26 protein-coding genes are annotated in these 26,551 nt (G+C 64.3%); 14 read left to right on the plus strand and 12 right to left on the minus strand.

Annotated elements, in window-relative coordinates:
• Positions 1–2: 2 nt before the first annotated feature.
• The 3 genes from AWB76_RS22360 to AWB76_RS22370 all read right to left on the minus strand — a co-directional run bounded on the left by AWB76_RS22360 (position 3) and on the right by AWB76_RS22370 (position 4,216).
• Positions 3–3,188 (minus strand): efflux RND transporter permease subunit, encoded by a 3,186-nt coding sequence (locus AWB76_RS22360; protein WP_061162429.1) that lies wholly within the window; start codon positions 3,186–3,188, stop codon positions 3–5.
• Positions 3,189–3,431: 243 nt separating this feature from the next.
• Positions 3,432–3,698, minus strand: coding sequence for a DUF4148 domain-containing protein (locus AWB76_RS22365; protein WP_063936375.1), 267 nt, complete (start codon positions 3,696–3,698; stop codon positions 3,432–3,434).
• Positions 3,699–3,934: 236 nt separating this feature from the next.
• On the minus strand, positions 3,935–4,216 hold the full coding sequence (locus AWB76_RS22370; protein ID WP_061162430.1) for a DUF4148 domain-containing protein: 282 nt from the start codon (positions 4,214–4,216) through the stop codon (positions 3,935–3,937).
• 286 nt (positions 4,217–4,502) lie between these two features.
• Here AWB76_RS22370 and AWB76_RS22375 point away from each other — a divergent pair, with 286 nt between their 5' ends.
• Entirely contained in the window at positions 4,503–5,834 is a 1,332-nt protein-coding gene (locus AWB76_RS22375) for an Nramp family divalent metal transporter (RefSeq protein ID WP_061162325.1), read from the plus strand.
• A 65-nt stretch (positions 5,835–5,899) separates the two neighbouring features.
• Here AWB76_RS22375 and motB read toward each other — a convergent pair whose 3' ends face one another.
• Positions 5,900–6,880, minus strand: a complete 981-nt coding sequence (gene motB, locus AWB76_RS22380) for a flagellar motor protein MotB (RefSeq protein ID WP_061162326.1) — start codon at positions 6,878–6,880, stop codon at positions 5,900–5,902.
• Positions 6,881–6,910: 30 nt separating this feature from the next.
• Entirely contained in the window at positions 6,911–7,783 is an 873-nt protein-coding gene (motA, locus tag AWB76_RS22385; RefSeq protein ID WP_061162327.1) for a flagellar motor stator protein MotA, read from the minus strand.
• A gap of 260 nt (positions 7,784–8,043) precedes the next feature.
• Here motA and AWB76_RS22390 point away from each other — a divergent pair, with 260 nt between their 5' ends.
• Together AWB76_RS22390 and AWB76_RS22395 are read left to right on the plus strand one after the other, a co-directional pair.
• Entirely contained in the window at positions 8,044–8,862 is an 819-nt protein-coding gene (locus AWB76_RS22390) for a helix-turn-helix domain-containing protein (RefSeq protein ID WP_061162328.1), read from the plus strand.
• A gap of 131 nt (positions 8,863–8,993) precedes the next feature.
• On the plus strand, positions 8,994–9,266 hold the full coding sequence (locus AWB76_RS22395; protein WP_061162329.1) for a hypothetical protein: 273 nt from the start codon (positions 8,994–8,996) through the stop codon (positions 9,264–9,266).
• Between the two features lie 94 nt (positions 9,267–9,360).
• On the opposite strand, the gene AWB76_RS41050 is transcribed toward AWB76_RS22395, so the two are convergent.
• From AWB76_RS41050 to AWB76_RS22405, 3 genes are all read right to left on the minus strand, one after another.
• Positions 9,361–9,525, minus strand: coding sequence for a hypothetical protein (locus tag AWB76_RS41050; RefSeq protein WP_157696180.1), 165 nt, complete (start codon positions 9,523–9,525; stop codon positions 9,361–9,363).
• 99 nt (positions 9,526–9,624) lie between these two features.
• Positions 9,625–11,073 (minus strand): MFS transporter, encoded by a 1,449-nt coding sequence (locus AWB76_RS22400; RefSeq protein WP_374729941.1) that lies wholly within the window; start codon positions 11,071–11,073, stop codon positions 9,625–9,627.
• A gap of 111 nt (positions 11,074–11,184) precedes the next feature.
• Positions 11,185–12,477, minus strand: a complete 1,293-nt coding sequence (locus AWB76_RS22405) for an MFS transporter (protein WP_061162330.1) — start codon at positions 12,475–12,477, stop codon at positions 11,185–11,187.
• Between the two features lie 529 nt (positions 12,478–13,006).
• Here AWB76_RS22405 and AWB76_RS22410 point away from each other — a divergent pair.
• Positions 13,007–13,750: a response regulator transcription factor gene (locus AWB76_RS22410; RefSeq protein WP_061162331.1), complete on the plus strand. Its 744-nt coding sequence runs from the start codon at positions 13,007–13,009 to the stop codon at positions 13,748–13,750.
• A gap of 65 nt (positions 13,751–13,815) precedes the next feature.
• Here the strand turns inward: AWB76_RS22410 and AWB76_RS22415 are convergent, their stop codons facing one another.
• Positions 13,816–14,721 carry a dihydrodipicolinate synthase family protein gene (locus tag AWB76_RS22415; RefSeq protein ID WP_061162332.1) on the minus strand — a complete coding sequence of 302 codons (906 nt, stop codon included), beginning with the start codon at positions 14,719–14,721 and terminating at the stop codon, positions 13,816–13,818.
• A 215-nt stretch (positions 14,722–14,936) separates the two neighbouring features.
• On the opposite strand from AWB76_RS22415, the gene AWB76_RS22420 reads away from it, so the two are divergent.
• The 6 genes from AWB76_RS22420 (at position 14,937) to AWB76_RS22445 (ending at position 20,168) form a co-directional block, all read left to right on the plus strand.
• Positions 14,937–15,878 (plus strand): 4-hydroxyproline epimerase, encoded by a 942-nt coding sequence (locus AWB76_RS22420; protein ID WP_061162432.1) that lies wholly within the window; start codon positions 14,937–14,939, stop codon positions 15,876–15,878.
• Positions 15,875–17,014, plus strand: a complete 1,140-nt coding sequence (locus tag AWB76_RS22425) for an NAD(P)/FAD-dependent oxidoreductase (protein WP_061162333.1) — start codon at positions 15,875–15,877, stop codon at positions 17,012–17,014. The genes AWB76_RS22420 and AWB76_RS22425 overlap by 4 nt, the downstream gene beginning before the upstream one ends.
• The gene (locus AWB76_RS22430) at positions 17,007–17,255 is read left to right on the plus strand and encodes a 2Fe-2S iron-sulfur cluster-binding protein (RefSeq protein WP_061162334.1); all 249 of its coding nucleotides are present in this window, start codon (positions 17,007–17,009) and stop codon (positions 17,253–17,255) included. Before AWB76_RS22425 ends, AWB76_RS22430 begins: the two co-directional genes overlap by 8 nt.
• Positions 17,252–18,532, plus strand: coding sequence for an NAD(P)/FAD-dependent oxidoreductase (locus AWB76_RS22435; protein WP_061162335.1), 1,281 nt, complete (start codon positions 17,252–17,254; stop codon positions 18,530–18,532). Before AWB76_RS22430 ends, AWB76_RS22435 begins: the two co-directional genes overlap by 4 nt.
• A gap of 85 nt (positions 18,533–18,617) precedes the next feature.
• A complete protein-coding gene (locus AWB76_RS22440) occupies positions 18,618–19,412 on the plus strand; it encodes an AraC family transcriptional regulator (RefSeq protein WP_061162336.1) in 795 nt (264 codons plus the stop codon).
• Positions 19,413–19,757: 345 nt separating this feature from the next.
• Positions 19,758–20,168 (plus strand): response regulator, encoded by a 411-nt coding sequence (locus AWB76_RS22445; RefSeq protein ID WP_061162433.1) that lies wholly within the window; start codon positions 19,758–19,760, stop codon positions 20,166–20,168.
• 53 nt (positions 20,169–20,221) lie between these two features.
• Here AWB76_RS22445 and AWB76_RS41665 read toward each other — a convergent pair whose 3' ends face one another.
• Positions 20,222–20,392 (minus strand): hypothetical protein, encoded by a 171-nt coding sequence (locus tag AWB76_RS41665; protein ID WP_167357777.1) that lies wholly within the window; start codon positions 20,390–20,392, stop codon positions 20,222–20,224.
• A gap of 147 nt (positions 20,393–20,539) precedes the next feature.
• Here AWB76_RS41665 and AWB76_RS22450 point away from each other — a divergent pair, with 147 nt between their 5' ends.
• The 3 genes from AWB76_RS22450 to AWB76_RS22460 all read left to right on the plus strand — a co-directional run bounded on the left by AWB76_RS22450 (position 20,540) and on the right by AWB76_RS22460 (position 24,775).
• Positions 20,540–21,211, plus strand: a complete 672-nt coding sequence (locus AWB76_RS22450; protein ID WP_061162337.1) for a glutathione S-transferase family protein — start codon at positions 20,540–20,542, stop codon at positions 21,209–21,211.
• A 78-nt stretch (positions 21,212–21,289) separates the two neighbouring features.
• A complete protein-coding gene (locus AWB76_RS22455) occupies positions 21,290–22,927 on the plus strand; it encodes an ATP-binding domain-containing protein (protein WP_061162338.1) in 1,638 nt (545 codons plus the stop codon).
• A gap of 9 nt (positions 22,928–22,936) precedes the next feature.
• The gene (locus AWB76_RS22460; RefSeq protein WP_061162339.1) at positions 22,937–24,775 is read left to right on the plus strand and encodes an ATP-binding response regulator; all 1,839 of its coding nucleotides are present in this window, start codon (positions 22,937–22,939) and stop codon (positions 24,773–24,775) included.
• Here the strand turns inward: AWB76_RS22460 and AWB76_RS22465 are convergent.
• Positions 24,772–25,626, minus strand: a complete 855-nt coding sequence (locus tag AWB76_RS22465) for a helix-turn-helix domain-containing protein (RefSeq protein WP_061162340.1) — start codon at positions 25,624–25,626, stop codon at positions 24,772–24,774. The genes AWB76_RS22460 and AWB76_RS22465 overlap by 4 nt on opposite strands.
• Before the next feature lie 229 nt (positions 25,627–25,855).
• Entirely contained in the window at positions 25,856–26,125 is a 270-nt protein-coding gene (locus AWB76_RS22470; RefSeq protein ID WP_061162341.1) for a hypothetical protein, read from the minus strand.
• Positions 26,126–26,322: 197 nt separating this feature from the next.
• Between AWB76_RS22470 and AWB76_RS22475 the strand changes: the two genes are divergently transcribed.
• A complete protein-coding gene (locus AWB76_RS22475; protein ID WP_061162342.1) occupies positions 26,323–26,508 on the plus strand; it encodes a hypothetical protein in 186 nt (61 codons plus the stop codon).
• Positions 26,509–26,551 lie beyond the last annotated feature (43 nt).

Here is a 26,551-nt window from a genome sequence, read left to right on the forward strand (position 1 = left end):
TGTCAGTGTTGGCTGTCGCCGTCTTCATGTTGCGTCTGTCCCTTGCGCGCGGCGCGGCGCGCGAGACGCGCGTGAATGCCCGCAAAGACGAGCGGCACGAAAAAGAGCGTGGAAACCGTTGCGAACAGAAGGCCGCCGATCACCGCGCGGCCGAGCGGCGCGTTCTGCTCCGCGCCTTCGCCGAGACCGAGCGCCATCGGAATCATGCCGATGATCATCGCGAACGCCGTCATCAACACGGGGCGTATGCGGCTTGCGCCGGCTTCGAGCGCGGCGGTGAGCGGCGGCATGCCGGCGTTCAGGCGCTGCCGCGCGAACGAGACCATCAGGATGCTGTTCGCGGTGGCGACGCCCATCGTCATGATCGCGCCCGTCAGCGCGGGCACGCTCAAGTGCGTGCCGGTGAGAAAGAGCATCCAGATGATGCCCGCGAGCGCGGCAGGCAATGCACTCACGATGATGAGCGGATCGACCCACGACTGGAAGTTCACGACGATCAGCAGATACACCAGCACGATTGCCATCGCGACGCCTAAACCAAGGCCGAAGAACGACGTGCGCATCGTCTCGACCTGACCGCGCACGACGATCTGGCTACCGCGCGGAAGCGTCTTGCGCGCTTCGTCGACGAGATGATTCACCTGCCGCGCGACGCCGCCGAGATCGCGGCCTTCGACGCTCACGAACAGATCGATCACGGGCCGGATGTTGTAGTGCGTGACTACCGCGAACTGATTCTGCGGCGAGAGGCGCACGAGATTGCCGAGCAATTGCGTGGGGCCGTTGATCGATGCCGATACGGGCGTGCGCAGCAGTTCATCGATCGACGAGACCTGATACTGCGGCGTTTGCACCGCGAGGTTGTATTCGACGCCGTTGCGCGGATTGAACCAGAATCCCGGCGCGGTCTGCGAGCTGCCCGACAGCGAAACCAGCACGTTCTGCGCGACGTTGCTCGCGGAGAGATTGAGTTGCTGAAGACGCGTGCGATCCATCTGCAAATCGATCGCGGGCTCGTCGAGCTTTTGCTGGATATGCGTATCGACATTGCCGGGAATCAGGCGGATCTGCTTCATCAGCTTGCTCGCGACTTCAAAATTCGCCTGACCGTTTTGTCCTTGAATCTGCACGTCGATAGCGGCGGGCAGGCCGAAGTTCAGGATCTGCGTGACGATGTCCGCGGGCTGAAAGAAGAACTCGACGCCGGGAAAGCGGCGCGGCAGCATCGCGCGCAATTCGTCGATGTACTTCTGCGTCGGCGCGTGATCGGGCGTGAGCGCGACCTGGATTTCGCCGTCGAGCGTGCCGATCGTGCCTGCATTGCTGTAGGACAGGTTGATGCCGCTATAAGGCAGGCCGAGGTTGTCGAGTATGGTCGCGAGTTCGTCTTGCGGCACGATCTGACGCACGACCTTTTCGACTTCATCCGCGAGACGCGCGGTTTCCTCGATACGCGTGCCGGTCGGCGCGCGCATGTGCAGGCGGATATCGCCCGCATCGACGCTTGGGAAGAAGTCTTCGCCGAGCACGAACACGAGGCCCGCCGACAGCAGACAGAAGCCGAGAAAGAGCGAAGCGAACATACGCCGCCTCACAAGCAGCGTCGACAGAATCACGATATACGCGCCGCGCATGCGCTCGAAACCGCGATCGAAACGGCGATGCAGGCGCATGAAGAGATTCGGCTTTGCCTTTGCGTCGGGTGCGTGCGCGTGGCCCATCAACAGCATGGCGAGCGTCGGCACGAGCGTGCGCGAAAGAATGTACGACGCGATCATCGCGAACACGACGGCTTCCGCGAGCGGCACGAACAGGAACTTGGCGACGCCGGTGAGAAAGAACATCGGCACGAAGACGATGCAGATGCACAGCGTCGAGACGAGCGCGGGCACCGCGATTTCGCCCGCGCCTTCGAGAATCGCATCGTGCAGATTCGTGCCGAGGTGCAGATGGCGCTCGATGTTTTCGATGGTCACCGTGGCATCGTCGACGAGAATGCCGACCGCGAGCGCGAGGCCGCCCAGCGTCATGATGTTGATCGTCTGCCCGAGCGCATGCAGCACGATCAGCGAGGAGAGAATCGAAAGCGGAATCGAGATCGCGATGATGCACGTGCTGCGCCAGTTGCCGAGAAAGAGCAGGATCATCGCGGCGGTGAGCGCGGCGGCGATCAGCGCTTCGCGCACGACGCCCTGCACGGCGGCTTTCACGAACACGGACTGATCGAAGAGCGCGCTGATCTTCAGATCCGGCGGCAACGAAGCGCGTGCTTGCGGCAAGAGATCTTGCAGCGTGTTGACGATGGAAAGCGTCGATGCATTGCCGTTCTTCAGCACCGAGATCAGCACGCCGCGATGCCCGTCCTGACGCACGATATTGGTCTGAGGCGAGAAGCCGTCGCGCACGTGCGCAACTTCGCGCAGGTATGTGGTCGCGCCGTTGAGCGTGCGCACCGGGATGTCGTTCAGGCCCGCGACGGTCGCGGGCGAGCCGTTCATGTTGATGGTGTATTCGCGCGGGCCGATCTTCGCGGTGCCGGTCGGCAGAATCAGGTTCTGCGCGTTGACGGCCTGCACGACATCGGTCGGCGTGAGGCCTTTGGCGAGCAGCGCGCGCGTGTCCAGATCGACGGAGATGAGGCGCGTCTTGCCGCCATAGGGATAAGGCACGGCCGCGCCGGGAATCGTCACGAGCTGCGGACGCAGGAAGTTGAGCGCGGTGTCGTTCAGATCCTGTTCGGATTGCTTCGGACTGGACAGACCGAGCTGGATCACAGGAATGCTCGACGCCGAATAGCTGATGACGAGCGGCGGCGTCGCGCCCGGCGGCATCTGCTTCAATTGCGCCTGCTCGACGGCGACGGTCTGTGCGATCGCGGTCTGGATGTTCGCCGTCGGCTGCAGAAAGAGCTTGATGATCGCGATGCCCTGCAGCGATTGAGACTCGATATGCTCGATGTTGTTCACCGTGGTCGTGAGACTGCGCTCGTTGACCGACGTGATGCGATTGGCCATGTCCTGCGCGGACAGGCCCGTGTAGTTCCAGATGATGCTGACGACGGGAATATCGATTTCGGGAAGCACGTCCACTGGCGTCGTCATCAGGACGAACGGCGTCGCCAGCAGGATCATGATGGCCATCACGATGAACGTGTAAGGCCGCTTAAGCGCGACGTTGACTATCCACATTGAGTCGTTCGAAAGATGCTTGAGAAGGGCGCTGCGCATGACGCGAATGCAGCGCGCGAGACGCAATGACGGAGTGAGATGTGCGATTCGCCATCCGTGTCGTTATGGTAGTGGCCGCGTGCCAACGACAATATGACGTGAATATGGCGCGTCTGTCAGATTAGGTGATTTGAAAGCAAGCTTGCCGAAAGCGCACGGTAGGGCCGCGCGCTTTTGCATTCGATCAACGGGAATAACGGAGCGTCAGCGCAGGTAAGCCTCTGCATTGGGCGCGAGATTCGGATAACCCGGCTTCGTGCGATAGACGCTCGCGCCGGTATAGATGCCTTCCTTGATGTCGAGGAAACTGCCGGGATACCGCCCGTCCTGTTCCCCCGGACGATAACCGGCCCGCTCGGCTTTCACGAGATCCTCGCGGACTTGCTGGCGTGTGAGGGCGTCGGACTGCGCGAGCGCGGCGAGTGGCGCGGCGGCGAGACCGAGAAGGACGATGCGCGTGACAAGCTTCATGGCGGACTCCTCATGCTGATGATGGGATGAGCGCGGCCGGCGACGCGAGTGCGGTGATCGAACAGCCGCACAGTGATTGTAGGGAGTTGGAATCCGCGCGCTTATCTCGCATGTGGCGAGGTATCGAACGAACGCGCGAAATGTGGGCTAAATGCGCACGACGCGGGGATGAACGAGACGGCGCGGGATCGATCGCGTTCGGCGGAAGCCGCGCGTGTCTCGTTCGAGAAGCTAGGTTACTGCGGCGTTTGACCGAGCGGCGTCGTCGACATGGTGCGTCCCGAAGACGATGAGCCATCGGTGGATGCGCCATAGGCGCTTTGCGCGCTGACCTTGGCTTCGGCCGCCTGGATGTCGGTTGGATAGAACGCATCGCGCTCGGACGGGTTGTAGCCGGCTTGTTCGACGCGTTGCAGGTCCTGTTTGACCTGTGCGCGCGTGAGCCCGTCGGATTGCGCGAGCGCGGCGAGCGGAGCGGCGGCGAGGGCGATTGCAGCAATGCGTGTGATCAGTTTCATGGCGTACTCCTGATGCGATTGAAGGACAAACGGGGCGTGCGGTTGCGCGAATTTCAGCGTCGGCACGCCTACCACAGCCACCACTGAATTCTATTTGTCGTACCGTGACGACATGCTGGCGATCAGATGGCGCTATGGTCAGATTGGAGCGTGCGCTGAATGGGAGCAGGACGCAGCCAGAGGCTGTCTGTGAGCGCGCACCGCCGGTGATAGACTCGCCCGCGGGAGGCGCTTTGTAAGCCGCTTAGAAGAACATCGTTCGATATCGCATCAGGAACCCGAAAAATTGCCGTTCAATCTGCCGACCACGGCCACCGCGCCGTTTTGCCCATCGGAAGTCAAAGGCTCCGTCGCCGTTTCGGCGGGTGCGCCGCTCTGGAAAAAGCTTTTGCAATTCGCGGGGCCGGGCCTGCTCATTTCCATCGGCTATATGGACCCCGGCAACTGGGCGACGGACATCGAAGCCGGATCGCGTTATGGCTATGGGCTGCTCTTCGTCGTCGTGCTATCGAGTCTCGCGGCGATGGCGCTGCAATGTCTTTCGATGCGGCTTGGCATCGTCACGGGCAAGGATCTCGCGCAGCTATCGCGTGAGCGCTACGCGAAGCCTGTCGCGAATGTGCAATGGATGCTCGCGGAGTTATCGATCATCGCGTGCGATCTCGCGGAGGTGCTCGGCGGCGCGCTGGCGTTTCATCTGCTGTTCGGCGTTTCGCTCATATGGGGCGTGGTGCTCACCGCATTCGATACGCTCATCGTGCTCGGCTTGAAGGGCAAGAACTTCCGCGATCTCGAAGCCATCATGCTGGGGCTCATCGCGACGATCGGCGTGGGTTATATCGTCGAACTCGTGCTTGTCAAACCGCATTGGCCCTCTGTTGCAGCGGGGCTCGTGCCTTCGATTCACGCGTTGAGCGATCGCGAGCCGCTCTATCTCGCGATAGGCATTCTCGGCGCGACCGTGATGCCGCATAACCTGTATCTGCATTCATCGATCGTGCAGACGCGAGTCGTCGATCGCGATACGAAAAGCCTTGCTTCGGCGATCAAGCTTTCGCGGGTCGATACGATCGTGTCGCTCATACTCGCGCTGCTGATCAATGCGGCGATCCTGATTCTCGCGGCATCCGCGTTTCATGCGACAGGGCATACGCAGGTGACCGAAATCGAGGATGCGTACAAGCTGCTCGCGCCGATCGTCGGTACCGGGCTCGCTGCGATTCTTTTCGCGGTGACGTTGTTTGCTTCGGGACAAAGCTCGACCTTCACCGGAACCATCGCAGGGCAGGTGATCATGGAAGGCTTTCTGCAATTGAAGATCCCGTGTTATCAGCGCAGATTCATCACACGTGCGCTTGCGCTCGTGCCGGCGTTGATCGGCGTGTATGTGATGGGGAATGGCGCGGTCGGCAAACTGCTCGTCGCGAGCCAGGTCGTGTTGAGCCTGCAATTGCCGTTCGCGCTGTATCCGCTGATTCGCATGACGAGCGATCGCAATCTCATGGGGATGTTCGCGAACAAGCCGCATATGAAGATCGTCGCGTGGGCGCTGTTCGTGTTGATCAGCGCGGCGAATCTGTGGCTCGTGGTGCAGACGGTGATGGAGTGGCTCGGCTGAAATGAAAAGCGCCATGCACGATTCAACGTGCATGGCGCTCGATAAAGACAGCAAGCGTTGCTTACTTACTTCACCACCGCAACCGGCGCATCCGACTTCGCCGCGACCGCCGCGGGAAGCGCCGCTTCGACAGGCCGCGTTTCATCGACCGTCGTTCTTCCGCCATCGCGGAAAAATGCCTGTTCCGCCGCCTTGTTCAAAACGAGAATACTGATGCGCCGGTTGGTCGGCTCATCGACGACATCCTTGTTGAGCGGCAGGACGTCGGCAAGACCGCGCACCTGCAATACCTTGCTTTCCTTCATTCCGCCCGCAACCAGCGCGCGTCGTGCGGCATTCGCCCGTTCGCTCGACAGCTCCCAGTTCGAATAACCCGCCTGGCCGCCGGAATAGGGCACGGCGTCGGTATGTCCCGCGATCGACACGCGGTTATCGACATCGTTCATTGAAGCGCCGATGTTGGTTAGAATCGTCGTCACATAGCCTTCGAGCTTCGAGCTGCCCGATGCGAACATCGGCCGCTTGAGCGAATCGACGATCTCGATGCGCAAGCCTTCACTCGTGATCGCGATGCGAATCTGATCCTTGAACGCACGCAACGCAGGCACTTGTTCGATGAGCGCCATCAGTTTCTGCTTGAGTTGCTGCAGCTTCTGCAAGTCGTCCGCCGCGACGGCCGCGCGCGCGATCGATTGCGGCACCGGCTGCGTCTGACTCTTTACGCCTTCACCCGGGCGCGTGCTCGACAGATCCTTGCCGCCACCCGTGATGACGCTCGTATGCGCCGATGCGCCGCCGTCGTTGCCGAACAAGGCGGAAAGCGGCGTATTGAAGTACTGCTCGATACCTTCCTTGTCGTATTTCGACGTCGAGCCGAGCAGCCACATCAGCAGGAAGAACGCCATCATCGCGGTGACGAAGTCGGCGTAGGCGATCTTCCATGCGCCGCCATGATGACCGTGACCGTGCGCCTTCTTCTTGCGCTTGACGACGACCGTCGGCGCAAGCACCGATTGCAGCGGATCGCGTGAGGGTTTTTCAGCCATGAGCGTAAATCCTTTGCGTGCCCGAGATCATCACGAAGCCGATTTCGGCATCTTGGTGGCGCGCACCGCATCGTCGAGTTCCTTGAAGCTCGGACGATCGGCGGTGAAAAGCACCTTGCGGCCGAACTCTACGGCCACCGTCGGCGCATAGCCGTTCATCGAGGCGAGCAGCACGGACTTCACGCACTGGAACGGCTTCGCTTCCGCCGCGCCCTTCGCGTTGAGCAGATCCGCGAGCGGTCCGATAAAGCCATACGCGAGCAGAATGCCGAGGAACGTGCCGACGAGCGCGCCCGCGATCATCTCGCCGAGCACGGCGGGGGCGGCGCCGACCGAACCCATCGTATGCACGACGCCCATCACCGCCGCGACGATACCGAACGCGGGCAGGCCGTCCGCCATCTTCTGGATCGCGTTCGCGGCGACCGAGCTTTCGGTGTGATGCGTCTCGAGTTCTTCATCCATCAGGTCCTGCATTTCGAGCGCGTTCACATTGCCCGCGGACATCATGCGCAGATAATCGACGATGAAATCGAGCAGATGATGATCCGCCATCACGTGCTCGTACTTCTGAAAGAGCGGGCTGGCCTCGGGCGCGTCGACATCGGCTTCGAGCGCCATCATCCCTTCCTTGCGCGCTTTCTGAAGCAGCTCGTAGAGCAGCGCGATCAGCGCCACGTATTTCTCTTTCGTGTAGCCGCCGCCCTTGAACGCCTTCGGGATGGATTGCAGCGTTTTCTTGAGCGTCGCGGTCGGGTTCGAGACGACGAACGCGCCGATCGCCGCACCGAAAATACACAGCAACTCGAACGGTTGCACGAGCGCCGCAAGGTGGCCGCCGACGCCGATGAAGCTACCGATCACCGAGCCGATAACCAACACCCATCCGATGATGACAAACATGATTTCTCCGCAAATGTCCGGGCGCCGCGAGCTCTGCGTGCTCGGGATTGAGACGCGCACGGCTCGCGACGCATTGTTCGCTTGTTGTGGGGCTTAACGGCTCGGAACGACCGGAGATTTAGGGTGCCGCGCGCAAGTTTTTCTGCGCAAAGGTTTGCGCTGTAAATATTACGTTCGTTCGCGATGCGGTCAAATGCGCGAAAGCCGCTTACGTCGCTGGTAATGGATCGCGTGTACAGGCTTCGTCTAACATCGTCTGCATGAACTCGACCCTTGTCTATTCCGCCGCTCAATCCGGCGTAGGCGCGCTGTTGCGCGAATGGCGCCAGCGCCGCCGCATGAGCCAGCTCGATCTCGCGGGGGAAGCGGACGTTTCCACGCGCCATCTGAGCTTCGTCGAATCCGGGCGTTCGCTGCCGAGCCGCGACATGCTGATGCGCCTCGCCGAGCGGCTCGACGTGCCGCTGCGCGAGCGCAACACGCTGCTCGTCGCGGCCGGCTATGCGCCGCTTTATCGCGAGCGCGCGCTGGCCGATCCGCAACTCGCGGCGGCGCGGCGCGCAGTCGATCTCGTGCTGAAAGGGCACGAGCCGTATCCGGCGCTCGCAGTCGATCGTCACTGGACGATGGTCGCGGCCAACGCGGCGTTCGCGCCGCTCGTCGCGTCGGCGAAGGCGGAACTGCTCGCGCCGCCGGTCAACGTGCTGCGTCTTTCGATGCATCCGCACGGGCTCGCCGATGCCATCGACAACTGGCACGAGTGGCGCGCGCATCTTCTTGCGCGGCTGCGCCGGCAGATCGAAGTGTCGGGCGATGCGACGCTCGTGGCGCTTCTCGCGGAACTCGACGCGTATCCCACGCCCGTTCACGCGGCGCACGAGGCGCGCGGCGAGACCGATCCGGTCGTCGTGCCGCTGCGTATGCGCACGGAGCACGGCGTGCTGTCGTTCTTCAGCACGACGACGGTTTTCGGCACGCCCGTCGACATCACCTTGTCGGAGCTTGCGATCGAAGCCTTCTTTCCCGCCGACGACACGACTGCCGCCATCCTTCGCGAACTCGCCGATGCGCGACGTTGAGCTTGCGTCGCCGCTCGCATGCTTACAGAATTGAACCTAGTCCGGATGCGCGGATCAATGAGAAAGCAGGCTGCGCGCTGAATGGCGCGCAGCCTGTGTCAGCTTTTGTCCAACCAACGCGGAAGGCAGTGATGATTCAGACATTCGAGCAAGTGATTGGCGGGCAGACGATGCAATTTTGCGCGAGCATCGCGGAAGGCGGCGGCCCGGCGCGCGTGATCATCAGCCGCGCGGATTCGGCGGAATCGCTCGTGATCGTTGAAGCCGACGGCATCATCGGTGCGATCAAGGCGGAAGTGGAAGCGCCCGATACGCTCGTCGCCGATGCCGTGCGCAAGGCGCAGCAGGAAGCGCTGATCGAGCGCGCGCTGGAAACCGGCGCCGTGCAGACGACAAGCCTCTAACGCTTCAGTCCGCACACGTCAGTAAAAATGCCCGCGCGGCTCCTGCGGCCGCGCGGGCATCGTTTTGTGCGCTTGATGTTCGCTCGTCAGCGGTTCACATGCGCGGCTCGCCGTTCTTCGGATCGGCGGGCACCATCGGCGTCGCGGAATCCGGGCCGTCGGGCATGTCCGGATCTTCGGGGTTCGGCGGGGCGTCTGGATCGAGCAGCTTGTCGGGGTCCGGTTCGAGCGGCTCGGGGGAGCGGGGCATCGTCGACATGGTGTTTCTCCTCAAGGATTTCGCGGCACGCGCGCCGCCCAACTTTTCGGCACGCTTCACCCGTTACGTTGCAACAGACGTTCCCGCCTTGTCCGGCACTCATTCGGCTTCGCACGCGGGTTTCGGTCCTTGGGTTTTCACGTTCGCCGGATTGTTCACCTGACGCGCGATCAGCGCGGCGCACGCGAGCAGCGCGACGGAAATCGCAGCCGACCAGCGCACCGCGTCGACGATATGTTCCGCGCTCGCCGCGCCGTCGCCATGCGCCGCGAGCGCACCGAACGCCGCGACGCCGATCGCGCCCGCCGCCTGCCGCGCCGTGTTGAGCACCGCCGACGCCGTGCCCGCGCGCTCCTGGCCGACGGTGCCGAGCAGCGCGGTGGTCATCGCCGGAACCGCGAGTCCCATCCCCGAAGGAATCAGCAGAAAGGGCACGATGAGCGCCGCCGTGGGCGTGTTCGTATCGACGAAACCGAGCGCGGCGAAGCCGGCGGCGTCGAGCAGCGCGCCGAAGATCATCGGGCCGCGCGAGCCGAAACGCGCGACGACGGGACCGCTCGCCAGGTTCGAGATCAGGAAGCCGCCCGTCAGCGGCAGGAACGCGAGGCCGGTCTGCAAGGGCGTGTGACCGAGCGCGCGCTGCAGATAAAGGCTCAGAAGGAACACCATCCCATAATAGGTGAGATTCGCGCCGATACCGAACGCCACCGCCGCGCTGAACGTGCGCTCGGCGAAGAGTGCGGGCGGCAGCATCGGCGCGCGGCTTTTCCGTTCGATTGCGATGAACGCGCCGCCCGACGCCAACGCGAGCACCAACGCGCCGATCACGAGCGGATGCGCCGGGCCGAGCGGACGCAACTCGATCACCGCGCCGACGAACGATGCAAGCGTGACGATCGCCAGCGCCTGGCCGGGCAGATCGATGCCGCGCGCGCGAGCCGCGTCTCTCGCACGCGATTTTTCGATCCACGCGAAGGTCGCGACGATGCCCGCCGCGCAGATCGGCAAGTTGACCCAGAAGATGCTGCGCCAGCCGAACGCCGCGATCAGCACGCCGCCGACGATCGGCCCCGCCGCGATGGACACCGCGCCCGCCGCCGTCCACAAGCCGACCGCCCGCGCACGCAGACGGCGTTCGTGGCCGCATGCCGCGTTCAGCAGCGCGAGCGAGTTCGGCAGCATCGCCGCGGCGCCGACGCCTTGCAGCGCGCGCGCGGCGATCAGTTGCGGCGCATCGCGGGAAAACGCGCATGCGAGCGACGCCAGCGCGAACAGTGCGAGTCCGCCGATAAACATGCGCCGCGCGCCGTAGCGATCGCCCAGCGATCCCGCCGAGAGCATGAGCGCGGCGAAGGCGAGGGCGTAACTATCGATGGTCCATTGCAGGCTTGCGACGCTCGCGTGCAAATCGCCGCCGATGCTCGCAAGCGCGACATTGACGATCGACACATCGAGCTGGGAGACGACGAAGCCGACGCTGGTCGCGGTGACGACGAGCATCTGTCGCGCGGACAGATGCGTTTCGGATGAGGAAAGGTTCGAGTTCATGCCGTTCATCGTAAGCGCGTCGCGCGCCCGACGTTTCGGCGTGACCTGAAGTATGAATGCGCAATCAAAGACGGCGCACCGCGAACGGTGCGCCATCGTGCAGAACGAGGCTTAACGCGCTTCCTTGATGAAGAGCGTCGTCAGTGCGCCGATCACGCACAGCGCGCCGACATAGAGCGCGGGCGCCATCGGGCTGGATTTCATCATCAGCGAAACGACGATCGGCGTGAGTCCGCCGAACACCGCGTACGCGACGTTGTACGAAAACGAAATGCCCGAGAAGCGCACGGCGGCCGGGAACGACTTGACCATCACGAACGGAATCGCGCCGATCACGCCGACGAAAAAGCCCGCCAGCGCGTACCACGGCAGCAGCACGGAGGCGTCGATTGCGACTTGCTGGAACATCAGCCAGTAGGACACGGCAAGCGCGACGCCGCCGACGAAAATCGTCTTGCCCGCGCCGATGCGCCCCGCGATCGCGCCCGCCAGCACGCAGCCGATCGTGAGACACAGCGTCGCCGCGCAGTTCGCGACGAGCACCGTCGCCGGCGCGATATGGAACTGCTTCTGCAGGAGCGTCGGCGTCATCAGGATCACGACGACGATCGCGGCCGAAAGCATCCACGTGAGCAGCATCGAAATGACGACGGCGCGGCCGTGATCGCGCAATACGGCCTTGAGCGGAGTTTCCGCCGCGAGCGACTTGCGCTTCTGCAGCTCGGCGAACACCGGCGTTTCATGCAGCCAGCGGCGCAGATAAACCGAGCACAGCCCGAAGATGCCGCCGAGCAGGAAGGGCAGACGCCACGCGAAATCGGCGACTTCGGCCGGCGCGAACGTCTTGTTGATACCGGTGGCGATCAGCGAGCCGAGCAGGATGCCCGCGGTGAGTCCGGCCGTGAGCGTGCCGCATGCATAGCCGATATGACGTCCCGGCACGTGCTCCGACACGAACACCCACGCGCCCGGCACTTCGCCGCCGACCGCCGCGCCCTGCATCACGCGAAAGAGCAGCAGCAGTACCGGCGCCATCAGGCCGATCGACGCGTACGTGGGCAGCAGGCCCATCAGCAGCGTCGGCACGGACATGAGTAGCACGGAGAGCGTGAACATGCGCTTGCGGCCGAGCAGATCGCCGAAGTGCGCCATGACGATGCCGCCGAGCGGACGCGCGAGATAACCGGCCGCGAAGATGCCGAACGTCTGCAATTGACGCAGCCAGTCGGGAATCGAGGCCGGAAAGAACAATTGGCCGATGACCGGCGCAAAGAACACGAAGATGATGAAGTCGTAGAACTCGAGCGCGCCGCCGAGCGCGGCGAGCGTGAGCGTCTTGTAATCGCCGCGCGTGAGCGCACGGCCGGCCGCGCGGGGAGCGTCGGACAGAGGTGTTGCCTGCATCGAAAAAAGGACCCGTGAGTGGAAAAGCCACGCGTGACGCGCGGTAGGACGAGGCTTTGCCCTGCGGGAGTGACTAAACGCGCCGGGTGGACGCGAAGCGAAGGTCCGTGCACGGAACGGGAACGAACCGGGCCGAAAACCAGCGGGCGCGGATTCGAAAGCCGCCGCCCGTCATCCGCGCTGCGCGGTGCGACGGACAGTCGCGGCACAGCTTGCTACGCGACGTCTCGGTAAAACGGCGGAAGCGGGAACTTTTGAGCCAAACCCGGCATGTTACAGGATGAAAGCGGACGCAAAAGCGCAAACCCGTTCTATTTTTGAGATGGTTGCGCGCAACCGACGCTGCGGGCTCGCAGGGCCGCGCAGTCACATGCGTTGACAATTCGGATGAGTCCGATGGGAAAGGGTCGGCTGGCTGCTCAGAATGCGCAGCTTGAATATCCCCGTCTCATCCCGCGACGAGACGCCCGGCGGCCGCCTGCAGTAAGGCTTCCGCCCAATGTCCCTTGGACTCATCAGGTTAGACACTATGCGCGTCGCCGTTTTGCAAACCGACCCCAGTTATCGAAATCTCATCAGTGACGTCGTCAAACGACTCGGTCACACGTGCGTGACTTTCGGCGATGGCCTCGTGCTGTCGAAAGCGCTGTCGCGCTCGACAGTCGATTTGCTGATTCTCGACTGGAATTCCACCGGCCTGTGCGGCCTCGATCTGCTGAAGTCCGTGCGCTCGAGTTTCGGTGAACGCGTGCCGGTTCTGTTCGCGACGCCGGACGGCGCCGAGCACAACGTGGTCTGCGCACTGACCGCCGGCGCGGACGACTACGTCGTTTATCCGATCCGCCCGGGCGAGTTCGGCGCGCGCGTCGAAGCGCTCTTGCGCCGCGCGTATCCCGCGACATCGAGCGCGTGCCTCGAAGTCGGGCCGTATCGTTTCGACGCCCGTCAGCAGACCGTCACCGTGCGTGGCAAGCCGGTGCAGTTGAGCGGCACGCAATTCCGTCTCGCGCAGCTCTTCTTCTCGAACATCGGCCGCGTGCTGTCGCGCGATCACATCTTCGCAATGGTCTGGGGCCGCGAGTTCCGCGAAACCACGCGCACCATCGACAGCCACGTGTCGCGCCTGCGTCTCGCGCTCGAAATCGAGCCGGTCAACAACTTCCGCTTGCAGCCGGTCTACAAGAGCGGTTACCGCCTGCTGCATCTTTACGATGAAGGCGAGAATATGGACGACGGTCTCGCCGATCCTGCTCCTGCGCAGATCGCAGCTTGAAGTCGGTATCGACGAAAAAAATGCCGCCGGGTCAAAACCGGCGGCATTTCTATTTCCACGCGCGATCAGAGCGTCGGCAATGCAGGGCGCGTCTCGATGCTGTGGCGAATCAGCGCTTCGACTTCCTTGCGTTCATCGCCCGCGAGCGGCAGGCGCGGCGGACGCACCGGCTCCGTGCCCAGTCCGACGATCGCCTCTGCAAGCTTGATGTTCTGCACGAGCTTGTGCGATACGTCGAGCGCGAGCAGCGGCGCGAACCAGCGGTAGATCGCGCGCGCTTCCTCGACGCGTCCCGCGCGAATCAGCTTGTAGATCGCCACCGTCTCGCGCGGAAATGCGCACACGAGGCCCGCGACCCAGCCGTGCGCGCCCATCAGGATCGCTTCCATCGCGAGATTGTCGACGCCGCAGAAAAGCGCATAGCGATCGCCCGTCTCGTTGATGAGATCGGTGATGCGCCGCACGTCGCCGCTCGATTCCTTGATCGCCGCAAACTTCTTGTCCTCGGCGAGTTCGGCGAACATTTTCGGCGTGACATCGACGCCATAAGCGAGCGGGTTGTTGTACACCATCAGCGGCAGCGGGCTTGCGTCGGCGACCATGCGGAAATGGTTCAGCGTCTCGCGCCGGTCCGACAGATAACGCAGTCCCGGCAGCACCATATAGCCCGCCGCGCCGTGACGCGCGGCGCGTTCGGCCTGGCGGCAGCCGTCGAGCGTGCTGTTTTCCGCGATCGTCAAGAGCACCGGCACGCGGCCGCGCGAAGCGTCCACGGCGATATCGAGCACATCGAGCTTTTCGTCGAGCGACAAAGTCGACGCTTCGCCGAGCGATCCGCCCACGATGATGCCGTCCACGCCGGCCTCGATCTGCGCGTCGATATTCTTCGCGGTCCACGCGCGGTCTATGCTGAAATCGGCGTTGAACTTGGTGGTCACGGCGGGCATCACGCCTTCCCAGATATGCGTCACGACGGCTCTCCGAAAGTGATTGGACGGTAGGCAGTGTAAGCACCGAAAAATCAGGCGTCTTGCGCGTTTCGCGCGTACCGTGTGCCGATTTCGGCATAGCCGTTTCATCGCGAAAGCGTCGCGCGATGCGCCCGTTACGACGATCTTCGATTGTGCCGATATCGTCATCAAATCGATCCAGCCGGGTCAAGACGCCCATCGTGCGCGTTTCTACGATAGGCGGCATGAAAACCATCGACATCATCGACTCGCATACGGGCGGCGAACCGACGCGCCTCGTGATCGCGGGCGGCCCGGATCTGGGCCACGGCACGCTCGCGCAACGGCTCGACGCGTTTCGCTCGCGTTTCGACGACTGGCGCCGCGCCATCGTCACCGAACCGCGCGGCTCGGACGTGATGGTCGGCGCGCTGCTGTGCGAGCCGGACGTTCCGGAAGCCGCGGCGGGCGTCATCTTCTTCAACAACGTCGGCTATCTCGGCATGTGCGGGCACGGCACGATCGGGCTCGTCGCGTCGCTCGCGCATGCGGGCAGGATCGCGCCGGGGCGGCATCGGATCGATACGCCCGTCGGACCGGTCGACGCGACGCTTCACGCGAACGGCAGCGTCAGCGTGCGCAATGTGCCGGCGTACCGGCATCGGCGCGCGGTGACCGTCGATGTGCCGGGCCACGGCCCGCTCACCGGCGACGTGGCGTGGGGCGGCAACTGGTTTTTCCTCGTCGCGGAACACGGGCGCGAACTCGTGCCCGCGCGCATCGCGGAGCTGACCGCGTTCACCGAGGCGATCCGCGATGCCTTGCACGCGCAGGGCATCACCGGCGCGGATGGCGCGTTCATCGATCATATCGAGCTGTTCGCGGATTCGCCCGTCGCGGGCGTCGACAGCCGAAATTTCGTGCTGTGTCCGGGCAGCGCTTACGATCGCTCGCCGTGCGGCACGGGAACGAGCGCGAAGCTCGCGTGCCTCGCGGCGGACGGCGCGCTCGCGCCGGGAGAAATCTGGCGTCAGGAAAGCATCATCGGCAGCGTGTTCGAAGGCAGCTACGCGATGGACGGCGACGCGCTCATCCCGACGATCACCGGCTACGCGCACATCATGGGCGAAGGGCGGCTCGTGTTCGACGAGCGCGATCCGTTCGTCAAAGGCCTATGACGGCGGATGTGATCGTCGTGGGCGGCGGCATTGTCGGGGCGGCGTGCGCGGCCGAGCTTGCCGCGCGCGGCATGACGGTCGACGTGCTGGAGGCGCGCGGCATCGGCGGCGGCGCGACGGCGGCGGGCATGGGCCACATTGTCGTGATGAACGATTCGCCCGCCGAATTCGCGCTGGCGCGTGCTTCGCGCGAACTGTGGCTCGCGCTTGCGCCGCACCTGCGCGAGCGCGACGCGTTTTCGCGCTGCGGCACGCTCTGGATCGCCGAAGACGACGAGGAACTCAACGCCGCCCGCACGATGCGCGACGCGTTCGCGGCGGCGGGCGTGCGCGCGCATCTGCTCGACAGCGGCGCGCTGCGCGAATCGGAGCCGGCGGTGAGCCACGCGATGCAAGGCGGTTTGCTGATCGACGACGACGCGATCGTCTACGCGCCCGCCGCCGCGCAGTGGCTGCTGATGAGTTCGACGCGCATCCGCGTATCGACGGACTGCGCGGTTCGCGCGGTCGACGCTGACAATACGCATGCGGACGTCACGCTCGCGAACGGCGAGCGGCGAGCGGCGGCTCATGTCGTCGTCGCGAATGGGCTGGCGGTGCCGGATCTGATCGCGGACGTGCCGCTCGAAGCGAAGAAGGGGCATCTGCTCATTACCGACCGGTATCCCGGCGCGATCCGTCATCAGGTGCTGGAACTCGGCTATATCAAGAGCGCGCATCACGCGCGCGGCACGTCGGTGGCGTTCAATGCGCAGCCGCGTCCGACAGGGCAAGTGCTGATCGGTTCGTCGCGTCAGTTCGGCACGCTCGATCCCGCCGTCGAAATGAACGTGCTCTCGATGATGCTCGCGCGCGCGACGCGCTATCTGCCGGGCATCGGCGGGCTGAATGCGATCCGCGCGTGGACCGGCTTTCGCGCGGCGACGCCCGATGGCTTGCCGCTGATCGGGCCGGCGCGTTTTCCCGGCGACCGGCTGTGGCTCGCGGCAGGTCACGAAGGACTCGGCGTGACGACGTCGCTCGGCACCGCGAAGCTCATCGCCGCGCAGATGCTCGGCGAGCCGATGCCGTTCGATATGCCCGGCACGCATGCTTTCTCCCCGCAACGTTTCGCGCCGGAGCACGCCGATGGCTGAACGGGTGCGCGTAATCATCGACGGCGAGACGCTTGACGTGCCCGCCTTCACGACCGTCGCTGCCGCAATTTCGATCCAAGGCATGCGTGGCACGCGGCGCTCCATCACCGGCGAGGCGCGCGCCGCGCTGTGCGGCATGGGCGTGTGCCACGAGTGCCGCGTGAGCGTCGATGGCCGCGCGCACGTGCTCGGCTGTCAGACGCTGTGCCGCGACGGCCTTTGCATCGAGACGATGCGATGAACATCGAACGGGTCGATATCGCGATCATCGGCGCGGGGCCGGCGGGTCTGAGCGCGGCGCGGATCGCGGCGCGAGCGGGCGTGCGCGTCGCGCTCATCGACGACAATCCGCGCGCCGGCGGCCAGATCTGGCGGCAAGGACCGGCGCACGCGCTCGCCGCGCCACTTCGCCGATGGCTCGATGAAACGCGCCCGCTTGCGAACCTCATCGTGATGAATGCGACGAAGGTCGCGGCATCGTTCGGCGACAAACGGCTTGTGCTCGAACGCGACGGCGAACCGGTTGTCGTCGCGTATGCGAAGCTCATTCTCGCGACCGGCGCGCGCGAGCGGCTGCTGCCCTTCGAAGGCTGGACCTTGCCCGGCGTCACGGGCGCGGGCGGCTTGCAGGCGCTCGTCAAAGGCGGGATGCCGGTGCGCGGCGAGCGCATCGTCGTGGCGGGCAGCGGGCCGCTTCTGCTCGCCGTCGCCGATACCGCGCGGCGGCATGGCGCGCACGTCGTCGCGGTCGTCGAGCAGGCGCCGTTCGCACGTGTCGCGCGCTTCGTCGCGTCGCTGGCAGCGACGCCGGGCAAGCTCGCGCAGGCCGTCGCGCTCGGCGGCGCGTGTTATCGGACGTATCGCGCGGGCAGCGTCGTCGTGAAAGCGCAGGGCGACGCGCGCGTGGAGGCCGTCACCATTCGCGCGCGCGGGCGTGACCGGACGTTCGAGGCGGATCGCATCGCGTGCGGATACGGACTCGTGCCGAATTCGACGCTCGCGGTCGCGCTCGGCTGCTCGACCGATGCACGCGACGGCGCGATTCACGTCGACGACGCCCAGCGCACGTCGCAGCACGATATTTTCGCGGCGGGCGAATGCACGGGCATCGGCGGGATGGAGCTCGCGCGCGCCGAAGGTTCGATCGCGGTGCATGCGGCGCTCGGCATTGCCATCGATGCGCGTCTCGTGCGCGAGCGCGATCGCTGGCGCGCGTTCTCGCGGCGCGTGGCCAAGGCGTTCGAACTCGGCGCCGATGCCCGCGCGATGCCGTCGCCGGACACGCTGCTGTGCCGCTGCGAGGACGTGTCGATCGGCGACGTCGCCATCCACGCGAACTGGCGCGATGCCAAGCTGCACACGCGCTGCGGCATGGGACCGTGTCAGGGGCGCATCTGCGGCGAGGCGGCATCGGTCTATTTCGGATGGCCGCGCGCGGCGGCGCGTGCTCCGTTCGCGCCGGTTCGCATCGATACGCTGATCGCCGCGCGCGAATGCATCGACGCGCCCAATGCCTAGTGGGGCCAGCGCCAATTTTGTCGGCGCGGGCGCGCTTCTATAATCGGCCGCGTGATTCAACCGAGCGCAACCGACATCCGCACGCATGACCATCGACCAAGCTCCCGCATCGACGCTCTCCGACATGCTCGCGCACTTCGCGCTGCTCGCGCCGGTCTTCGACGCGATGCCCGACATCGTGTTCTTCGTGAAAGATCGCGAGGCGCGTTACGCGATGGTCAATCGCACGCTCGCGCGGCGCTGCGGCCACAAGGACGACAAATCGGCGCTGCTCGGCAAGACCGCGGAGGACGTGTTCCCGCGCCGGTTCGGGCGCATCTATACGGCGCAGGATCAGGCGATCATCGCGCAGGGACATCAACTGATCGATCAGCTCGAACTTCATCTCTACCCGGGACGCGAGCCCGGCTGGTGCATGACCTGCAAGCAGCCGCTGCACGATGCGCAGGGGAATATCGTCGGACTGGCCGGGATTTCGCGCGATCTGCAGGCCGCCGAGGGCACGCATCCGGTGTACAGCCGGCTTGCCGCGGTCGTGCAGCACATCCAGGAAAACTATGTCCATCCGCTCAACATGCGGCAGCTTGCGCAGATGGCGAACATGTCGATCGCGCAACTCGAACGCTATTTCCACAAGGTCTTTCATCTGACGCCGCGTCAGGTGCTGCTGAAAACGCGGCTCGACGCGGCCACCGCGCTGCTCGTCTCGAACGAGAAAGTCACCGATGTCGCCGCGCTGTGCGGCTACACCGATCACAGCGCTTTCACGCGCCAGTTCAAGGCGACAGTGGGCATCACGCCGAGCGAATACCGGGCGCTGCTGCAAGGGGGCACGTCGCACGCCTCGCGCCCCGATTCGGGCCGGGAGGCAAACGTCTGACGGGAAAACGGGGCACGTCCGATGCCGGAATTACACGATCGTGCGCGGGTGTCGCACGCCGGCGCATGGCAGATCGGCCGTCAAGCCCGTCCGATGCGGCTTTCCGGGCAGAATTGCAAGTCGGTCCGGTTTTTGCTCGATTAGGCACGCTGCCGCCGGGCAACCATTCTCCGGCGGCAACCCAATCGCGAGGCGTTCAGCACCGGCGTACACGCGGAATAAATAACGGTGCGTTCGGAATTCCCGCCGCGTTTTCGAGTCAATCAGTGCGCGCAACAGCGCGCGCGGCGGAAAGAGCTGGAGACCGACGCGAGAATTCCGTTTTTGGCAGTAGAAAAGAACATCATGAGCGAAGTGGCAAGACTGGGGCATATGCGGATCGTCCTCATCGAAGACGATCCCGAGAGCAGAGCGTCGCTGCAGACGTTGCTGCAGGAAGAAGGTGCGGAAGTCATCGCCGTAGCCGACGCCGAAGACGGCGCGCAAGCGGCGATCGAGCATCTTCCGGATGCGGTGATCTGCGATCTCGACCTACCCGAGATGGACGGTTTCTATCTCATCCAACGTTTGCGGGACCACGAAATACGCGGCAACCTGCCGCCTTCCGTGGCCATCGCGCTGACGGGCCATGACGGCGAAGCGTACCGATTACGCAGCATCGGCGAAGGTTTCCAGCATTTCATGACGAAGCCCGTGCATCCCGACGAACTCGTCGCGCTGATTCAGGATGCCGTCGGGGCGCGTGTGGTGACCTGAAATAACCTAAGGCGTCTGGGCCGCCGGTCGACGGCGGCCCGTGCCCTGATGACCTAGGACCGGTCGCGGTTGCGCGCCCGCGTCGCGCCCGTGATGACGGCGATGCCCAGCATGATCACGGCGACGATCATGATCGTGTGTTGCGAGACATGCATCGCCACGAGTCCCCACGACACGCCGCCAATGAAAATCAGCCAGCCTACGAGATAAATGATCAACGTCATCGACTTCTCCTTTTTCGTTGTGTGCTAGAAATCGTTGCGTGGCCTTCATGAAAGGGCCGTATCCTTTCGACGCCCGGGCACGCATAAGTTCACTCCATGCAAATGGCGTACCGCGGGTGGCATCGTCGAATACAACAAGAGCCAACCATGCTGATCGTCCATCATCTCAACAATTCCCGCTCGCAGCGCGTGCTGTGGATGCTCGAAGAACTCGGCGTCGAATACGAGCTCAAGCGCTATCAGCGCGATCCGCACACGATGCTCGCGCCGCCCGAATTGCGCGCGATGCATCCGCTCGGCAAATCGCCGGTCGTGACCGATGACGGCCTCACGCTCGCCGAGTCGGGCGCGATCATCGAATATCTCGTCGACCGATATGGCGAAGGGCGTTTCGCGCCGCCGCCCGGCGTGTCGCCCGAACGCGTGCGCTACAACTATTGGATGCACTACGCCGAAGGCTCCGCGATGCCGCCGCTCCTGCTCAAGCTCGTCGCGCGGCGGCTGGAGAGCGCGAAGATGCCGTTCTTCGCGAAGCCGATCGCGCGGCGCATCGCGCAGACGATGCAAAGCAGTTTCATCGATCCGCAACTGCGGCTGCACTTCGGCTATATCGATGCCGAGCTCGCGAAGTCACCGTGGTTCGCCGGCGATACCTTCAGCGCCGCCGACGTGCAGATGAGCTTTCCGCTCGAAGCCGGCAGCGCCCGCGCGGGCGCGAAGTCGCTGCCGCACATCCGCGCGTTTCTCGAACGCATTCACGCGCGCCCGGCCTACCAGCGCGCGCTCGAACGCGGCGGGCGATACGACTTCGCAAGCTAGCCATCCGGCCTATTGCCGGCGGGCGGGGCGCGTTGCGTACAATGAGTCGCACGCAATCACTCAGCGCAAAGGCGACGCATGGCCCGAATCGTTCCCGACGACTGGAAGAACCTCGAAGCGACCGGCGCGGCGGCGCGAGAGCTCGAAACGCTCGCGCTCCTCGAAAAGCTGCCCGACGACTACACGGTCTATCACGGCGTGCACTGGACGCGCATCAACGAAGGCTTTTCGGTGTTCGGCGAAGCGGATTTCGTCGTCGTCGCGCCGTCCGGCCGCGTGCTGATGATCGAGCAGAAGGCGGGTTTTCTGCGCGAGACCGGTCAAGGACTCGTGAAGGTCTATCTTCAGAAAGAGCGCAACGTCGCCATTCAGCTTGCGCGCACGCTGGAAAATCTGCATCGGCGGTTCACGGCGGCGTTCGGCGCGGGCACGTACCGGATCGAGGAACTGCTGTATTGCCCCGACTACACCGTGAAGAATGCGGCGATCGCGGGCGTGTCACCGGCGCGCATCGTCGATGCGAGCCGTAAGGCGCAACTCGCGCGCGTCGTGCTGGAAATCCTGCCGCCCGACGAGCCGCGCTTCGAATCGGCGGCGCGCATCCATCATTTTCTCGCCGACGAACTCTCGCTCACGCCCGATACCAACGCGCTCGTCGGCGCGGCGAATACGCTCGTCACGCGTCTGTCGGGCGGCCTCGCGACATGGGCGCGCCGGCTCGAATTCGAGCCGTTTCGGCTGCGCGTGATCGCGACGGCTGGCGCGGGCAAGACGCAACTCGCCGTGCGCGTGATGCGCGACGCGCTCGCGCAGGGCAAGAGCGTGCTCTACGTCTGCTTCAACCGGCCGCTCGCGGACCATATCCGCGCGATCGCGCCGAAAGAGGCGAAGATCGCGAATTATCATCAGTTGAGCGCGGCCGTCGCGCGCGATGCGGGCAGTCCGCCCGACTTCAGTCAGCCCAATGTCTTCGCGACGCTCGAAGAGCGCTTCGCCGCCGTGCCCGTGCCCGAGCACTGGAAGACCGATGTGCTGATCGTCGACGAAGGCCAGGATTTTCAGGCGGCGTGGGTCGAGGCGCTCGAACGCCTGCTGAATCCGGACGGCGCGTGGTGGTGGCTCGAAGATCCAATGCAGAACCTCTATCTGCGCGAGCCGGTGCCGCTGCCGGGCTGGACCATCCTGCGCGAATCGACGAACTATCGCAGTCCGCGCGATCTGCTCGGCTTCATCCGCAAGATCGTCGGGCCGGATGTGCGGCTCGACGCGGGCAGTCCCTTCGACGGATCGGACGTCAGCGTATCGACTTACGAGGACGGGCATCCCGAGGAAATCATCGAGGCGACCAAGCGCGCCATCACGCATGCGCTGTCGCTCGGATTCCGCAAGCAGGACATCGCGGTGCTGTCGTTTCGCGGACGCGAAGGCTCGGCGCTTACCGCCGTCGATCAACTCGGACCGCATCGGCTGCGCGCCTTCACCGGCACTTACGACTTGTTCGGCAATCCGGAGTATCGCGAGGGCGACGTGCTGCTCGAATCGATCTATCGCTTCAAGGGACAATCGGCGCCGTGCGTGATTCTCACGGAAGTCGACTTCGACGCGCTCGACGAACAGGCCGCGCGCAAGGTCTTCGTCGGCGCGACGCGGGCGACGATGAAGCTGATCGTGGTCGCCTCGGAACGCGCGGCGCGGGCCATCGAAGCCCTGCAGTAACCGAAACCGATGGCCGTCATCAGCACCGAATCCTCCCTGCGCGCGCACGCCGCGCGTCCGTGGTTTCGCCGGCTCTGGTATGCGGCGCTGATTGCGCTCGCGGTTGCGCCACCCATCGGCGCGGTCGGCTACATGCTGTATTCGGGGCTGCTCGCGCGCGAGACGCACAGGCTCGTCTTACCTTACGACGTGTACTGGGACGCCGCGCAGTTTCAGATCGCCTATGAGCGTTTCGAGAATCACGTGCTGCTGTTTCGCAACGGCATCGACGAGGACGCCGATGCCGTGCGCGCAAGCTACCGGCTGCTGCGGGCGCGGCTGAGACAGGTGTCGGAATCGGCGGAGTTATCGGACGATCACCGAGCGCTGCTCAATCGGCAGCGCGAGATTCTGCGTCAATTGCAGACGGCGCTCGATTCCATCCAGGGCGACGTCGGCAGTCTGCCGACCGAGCATCAGCACACTCTGCGAGTCATCGGCGTGCTGCGCCAGAACGCGGCGGTCGTGGCGGAACTGGCCGGCGGGCGGCGGCTCATGGATGTCGCTGAACGTGAGGCGATCGTGCGCGACTTCGAGGCGAAGCGCCGCTATCTGATCTACGGCGGCGTGATGCTCGGTCTGCTGTCGGCGGCGGCGACGATCCTGCTGCTTCTGAACGGTTATCGCCGCACGCGACTCATCGAGCAACAGCGCGCAGCGCTCGCGGCCGAGCATCAGGCGACGCGCGCGGCGCGCGAGGCGGGCGTCGCAAAAGACACGTTCCTCGGCATGATCAGCCACGAGCTGCGCACGCCGCTGCACGCAATCGTCTCGTCGGTCGAACTGCTCGGGCTGAATGCGCGCGGCGACGCCGACCGCAAGATCATGCAGCGCCTGGAAGCCGGCGCGCGTCATCTCGAAGCGCAGATGCGCGATCTGACCGATTACGCGCGTCTCGGCGCGGGCAAGCTCGAACTGCGCATGGCCGTGTTCGATCCGGTAGAGCTGCTGGAATCCATCGTCGATGCGAACATGCCCGCCGCGCACGCGAAAGGGCTGGCGTTGCGCGGCGACTATGCGGGCGAGCGCGGGCCGATCGAGTCCGATCCGCATCGCGTGCGGCAGATCGTGACGAATCTCGTCACCAACGCGATCAAGTACACCGAAGCCGGTTCCATCGACGTGCATTTCGCGCGCACGGAAAAGCGCCTCGACATTTCCGTGGTCGATACGGGGCCGGGCATTTCCCGTGAACAATTGCCGCTGATCTTCCAGGAGTTCACGCAGCTCGATTCATCGAGCACGCGGCGCTTCGACGGCGCCGGAATGGGCCTCGCGGTCGTGCGCGGGCTCGTCGATCTGCTCGGCGGAAAGATCGAAGTATCGAGCGAAGTGGGACAGGGCGCGGCATTTCGCGTGAGTCTGCCGGCGGTGGCGGCGCATCATGTGCCGGAGCGCGAACAGGACATCGATGCGCCCGAGCTGCGCAAGTCGCGCGTGCTCGTGATCGACGACCACGAGTCGATCCGCGATTCGCTGATCGAAATGCTCACGCATCTGGGCTATTACGCCGTCGCATTGCCCGACGTCGACAGCGCGCTAGCCTGGCTGCGCGCGAACGACGCCGACGTGATCCTCGCGGACCTGCACATGCCGGGCAAGGACGGCTATTCGTTCGCGAACGAATATCGTTCCCGCAGTGCGCCGGGCGCGAGTGTGCCGATCATCGCGGTGAGCGCGTACGCGCCCGAACTCGTGGACCCGAGCGCGGTGGTGTTGTTCTTCGACTATCTGTTGAAGCCGGTGCGCTACGAGGTGCTGAAGGGCGCCGTGCATCGCGCGGTGACGATGCGCCGGCGCGCCGGTTAGCTGCGCATCAGCCGCTTGGAAAGATCGGCGACGAGAATGCCGAGCCGCGCCGGCTTCTCGAAACACGTGACGTTGTAGTCGCGGATGACCTGACTGATCTCCGATTCGCTCGCCTTGCCGGTGGTGAGTTCGCCCGTGAGCACGAACACCGGCGCGTCCGGATTGTCCGACTGGCGCACCGCGCGGATCGCATCCGCCGAGGTGTGCATGCCGAAGAGCCAGTCCATCACGACGGCGTCGAACACTTGCGTCTGCAGCGCTTCGAGGAACGCGTCGAGGCCGTAGAAGGCCATCGCCGTGAAGCCAGTGACTTCGAGATAGTCGTGCAGATTGTCGGCCGAGGCGTGATCGTCGTCGACCACGGCGATGACCGGTTTATCGGTATCCGGGCGGCGCGGCTGGATCTCGATCTTGTGGACGTCGCTGGCTTCGTGCAGCAGCACGCCTTCATGCTTCGTGACGATCCAGCGATTGTTCAGCTTCTGCGCGATGAAATCCGGACGGCTGCCCGCCTCGAGCGCGTTGCCGACCCACGCCATGCAGGGAATTTCCACCGAACCGAGCTTGAACACGGCATCGTGCGCGGTGCCTTCGGTTTCGTCGGGGCGCGTGTTGATCGAATCGAAGAGCTTGAGCGCGGGTTCGTCGAAGGCGTCGGCGACGCGGCGAATCTGTGCGAGCGTCCACGGGCTGTTGCCGCGCAATTTGCGATGGCCTTGCGAAAAACTCAGGTCGAGAATGCGGCACAACTCGGCCGTCTGCTGGCGCTTTCCGATGCCGTGACGGCCCATGAGCTCGCGCACGCGTTCAGCGACGGCGAGGGATTCCGATGAAGACGTTTCAGTGACCATACAGCCAGTCGGATGCGTGAAGGTGGGACTGCGCGAAAGGCGTGGTTGGCACGGGCCGGGCAGCCCATGCGCAGTCGATCCGATATTGTAAATGGCGCGGGTCGGGGCGCTCAAAATGCTCCGTCGGAACGACCGCAACGCCTTGATCTTATTGGATAAATCTTCGCGCTGCGGTTTGGTGCCGCGCACTCGCGCACGTTTCGCTCGCCGTGCCGAAGGAGCAACCCGCTTACGCCAGCGCCAATGCGCGTTCGCGCGCCGGGCGGGGCGGGGCGGGGATTTCGTCGAGCAGGGTCGAGAGCTGGCTATCGGCATCGCGTCCGCTGAATTCGCGCAAGGTCGCAAGCAAGGTGCGCCACGGCGCGGGCCAGCGGGTTTCGCGCACGCAATGGCCGGTGGCGTCGGTGATGCGCAGCAGGGTGGTGTCGGGGAAATAGGTCAGCGTGACGGGCATTCCGTCGAGGACGCAGGTAGCGGTGCAGGCTTTCGGAGTGAACATGCTTTTCCAGGTTGAAAGGACGTCTTGATCGACGGCCGGAGCATTTAGCAACGGCCGTGCCTGACCCGTGGAAATCGTTATGCACTGGCACGCCGAGCTATCGATCCCAGCGAAAATTCGCGATTGTTGAACGGAGTATTGTCGTTTTCCACGACAATTGACCGTTTTATAGGCGCTACACTGCAACGCAACATCGAATGGAGGTTGCCGTGCTGGTTACTGCTTTCTTTATTTGCCCAATAGGCGTCGCCGCGCTATTTGGCTTCGCGCTTTTCGCGGACAGGCATTTCAAGGATTCGGTCGCCCTGCCGCGCGGCCAATTTGCCGACACGACGGAGGTTGAAACGCGACAACAAACGATGGCGCGTCACCAGCGACGCTGACCGCCCGGCTTTTCACTCGATATCCCTCCATCCGATCCGCTTT

Source organism: Caballeronia temeraria (genome assembly GCF_001544795.2).
In the GTDB taxonomy this organism is placed as follows: Bacteria; Pseudomonadota; Gammaproteobacteria; order Burkholderiales; family Burkholderiaceae; genus Caballeronia; species Caballeronia temeraria.

Coding starts and splice junctions, on each gene's coding strand:
- AWB76_RS22360 (WP_061162429.1), bottom strand. CDS start 3,188: ATGTGGATAGTCAACGTCGCGCTTAAGCGGCCTTACACGTTCATCGTG.
- AWB76_RS22365 (WP_063936375.1), bottom strand. CDS start 3,698: ATGAAGCTTGTCACGCGCATCGTCCTTCTCGGTCTCGCCGCCGCGCCA.
- AWB76_RS22370 (WP_061162430.1), bottom strand. CDS start 4,216: ATGAAACTGATCACACGCATTGCTGCAATCGCCCTCGCCGCCGCTCCG.
- motB (WP_061162326.1), bottom strand. CDS start 6,880: ATGGCTGAAAAACCCTCACGCGATCCGCTGCAATCGGTGCTTGCGCCG.
- motA (WP_061162327.1), bottom strand. CDS start 7,783: ATGTTTGTCATCATCGGATGGGTGTTGGTTATCGGCTCGGTGATCGGT.
- AWB76_RS22390 (WP_061162328.1), top strand. CDS start 8,044: ATGAACTCGACCCTTGTCTATTCCGCCGCTCAATCCGGCGTAGGCGCG.
- AWB76_RS22395 (WP_061162329.1), top strand. CDS start 8,994: ATGATTCAGACATTCGAGCAAGTGATTGGCGGGCAGACGATGCAATTT.
- AWB76_RS41050 (WP_157696180.1), bottom strand. CDS start 9,525: ATGTCGACGATGCCCCGCTCCCCCGAGCCGCTCGAACCGGACCCCGAC.
- AWB76_RS22400 (WP_374729941.1), bottom strand. CDS start 11,073: ATGAACTCGAACCTTTCCTCATCCGAAACGCATCTGTCCGCGCGACAG.
- AWB76_RS22405 (WP_061162330.1), bottom strand. CDS start 12,477: ATGCAGGCAACACCTCTGTCCGACGCTCCCCGCGCGGCCGGCCGTGCG.
- AWB76_RS22410 (WP_061162331.1), top strand. CDS start 13,007: ATGCGCGTCGCCGTTTTGCAAACCGACCCCAGTTATCGAAATCTCATC.
- AWB76_RS22425 (WP_061162333.1), top strand. CDS start 15,875: ATGACGGCGGATGTGATCGTCGTGGGCGGCGGCATTGTCGGGGCGGCG.
- AWB76_RS22430 (WP_061162334.1), top strand. CDS start 17,007: ATGGCTGAACGGGTGCGCGTAATCATCGACGGCGAGACGCTTGACGTG.
- AWB76_RS22435 (WP_061162335.1), top strand. CDS start 17,252: ATGAACATCGAACGGGTCGATATCGCGATCATCGGCGCGGGGCCGGCG.
- AWB76_RS22440 (WP_061162336.1), top strand. CDS start 18,618: ATGACCATCGACCAAGCTCCCGCATCGACGCTCTCCGACATGCTCGCG.
- AWB76_RS22445 (WP_061162433.1), top strand. CDS start 19,758: ATGAGCGAAGTGGCAAGACTGGGGCATATGCGGATCGTCCTCATCGAA.
- AWB76_RS41665 (WP_167357777.1), bottom strand. CDS start 20,392: ATGACGTTGATCATTTATCTCGTAGGCTGGCTGATTTTCATTGGCGGC.
- AWB76_RS22450 (WP_061162337.1), top strand. CDS start 20,540: ATGCTGATCGTCCATCATCTCAACAATTCCCGCTCGCAGCGCGTGCTG.
- AWB76_RS22455 (WP_061162338.1), top strand. CDS start 21,290: ATGGCCCGAATCGTTCCCGACGACTGGAAGAACCTCGAAGCGACCGGC.
- AWB76_RS22460 (WP_061162339.1), top strand. CDS start 22,937: ATGGCCGTCATCAGCACCGAATCCTCCCTGCGCGCGCACGCCGCGCGT.
- AWB76_RS22465 (WP_061162340.1), bottom strand. CDS start 25,626: ATGGTCACTGAAACGTCTTCATCGGAATCCCTCGCCGTCGCTGAACGC.
- AWB76_RS22470 (WP_061162341.1), bottom strand. CDS start 26,125: ATGTTCACTCCGAAAGCCTGCACCGCTACCTGCGTCCTCGACGGAATG.
- AWB76_RS22475 (WP_061162342.1), top strand. CDS start 26,323: ATGGAGGTTGCCGTGCTGGTTACTGCTTTCTTTATTTGCCCAATAGGC.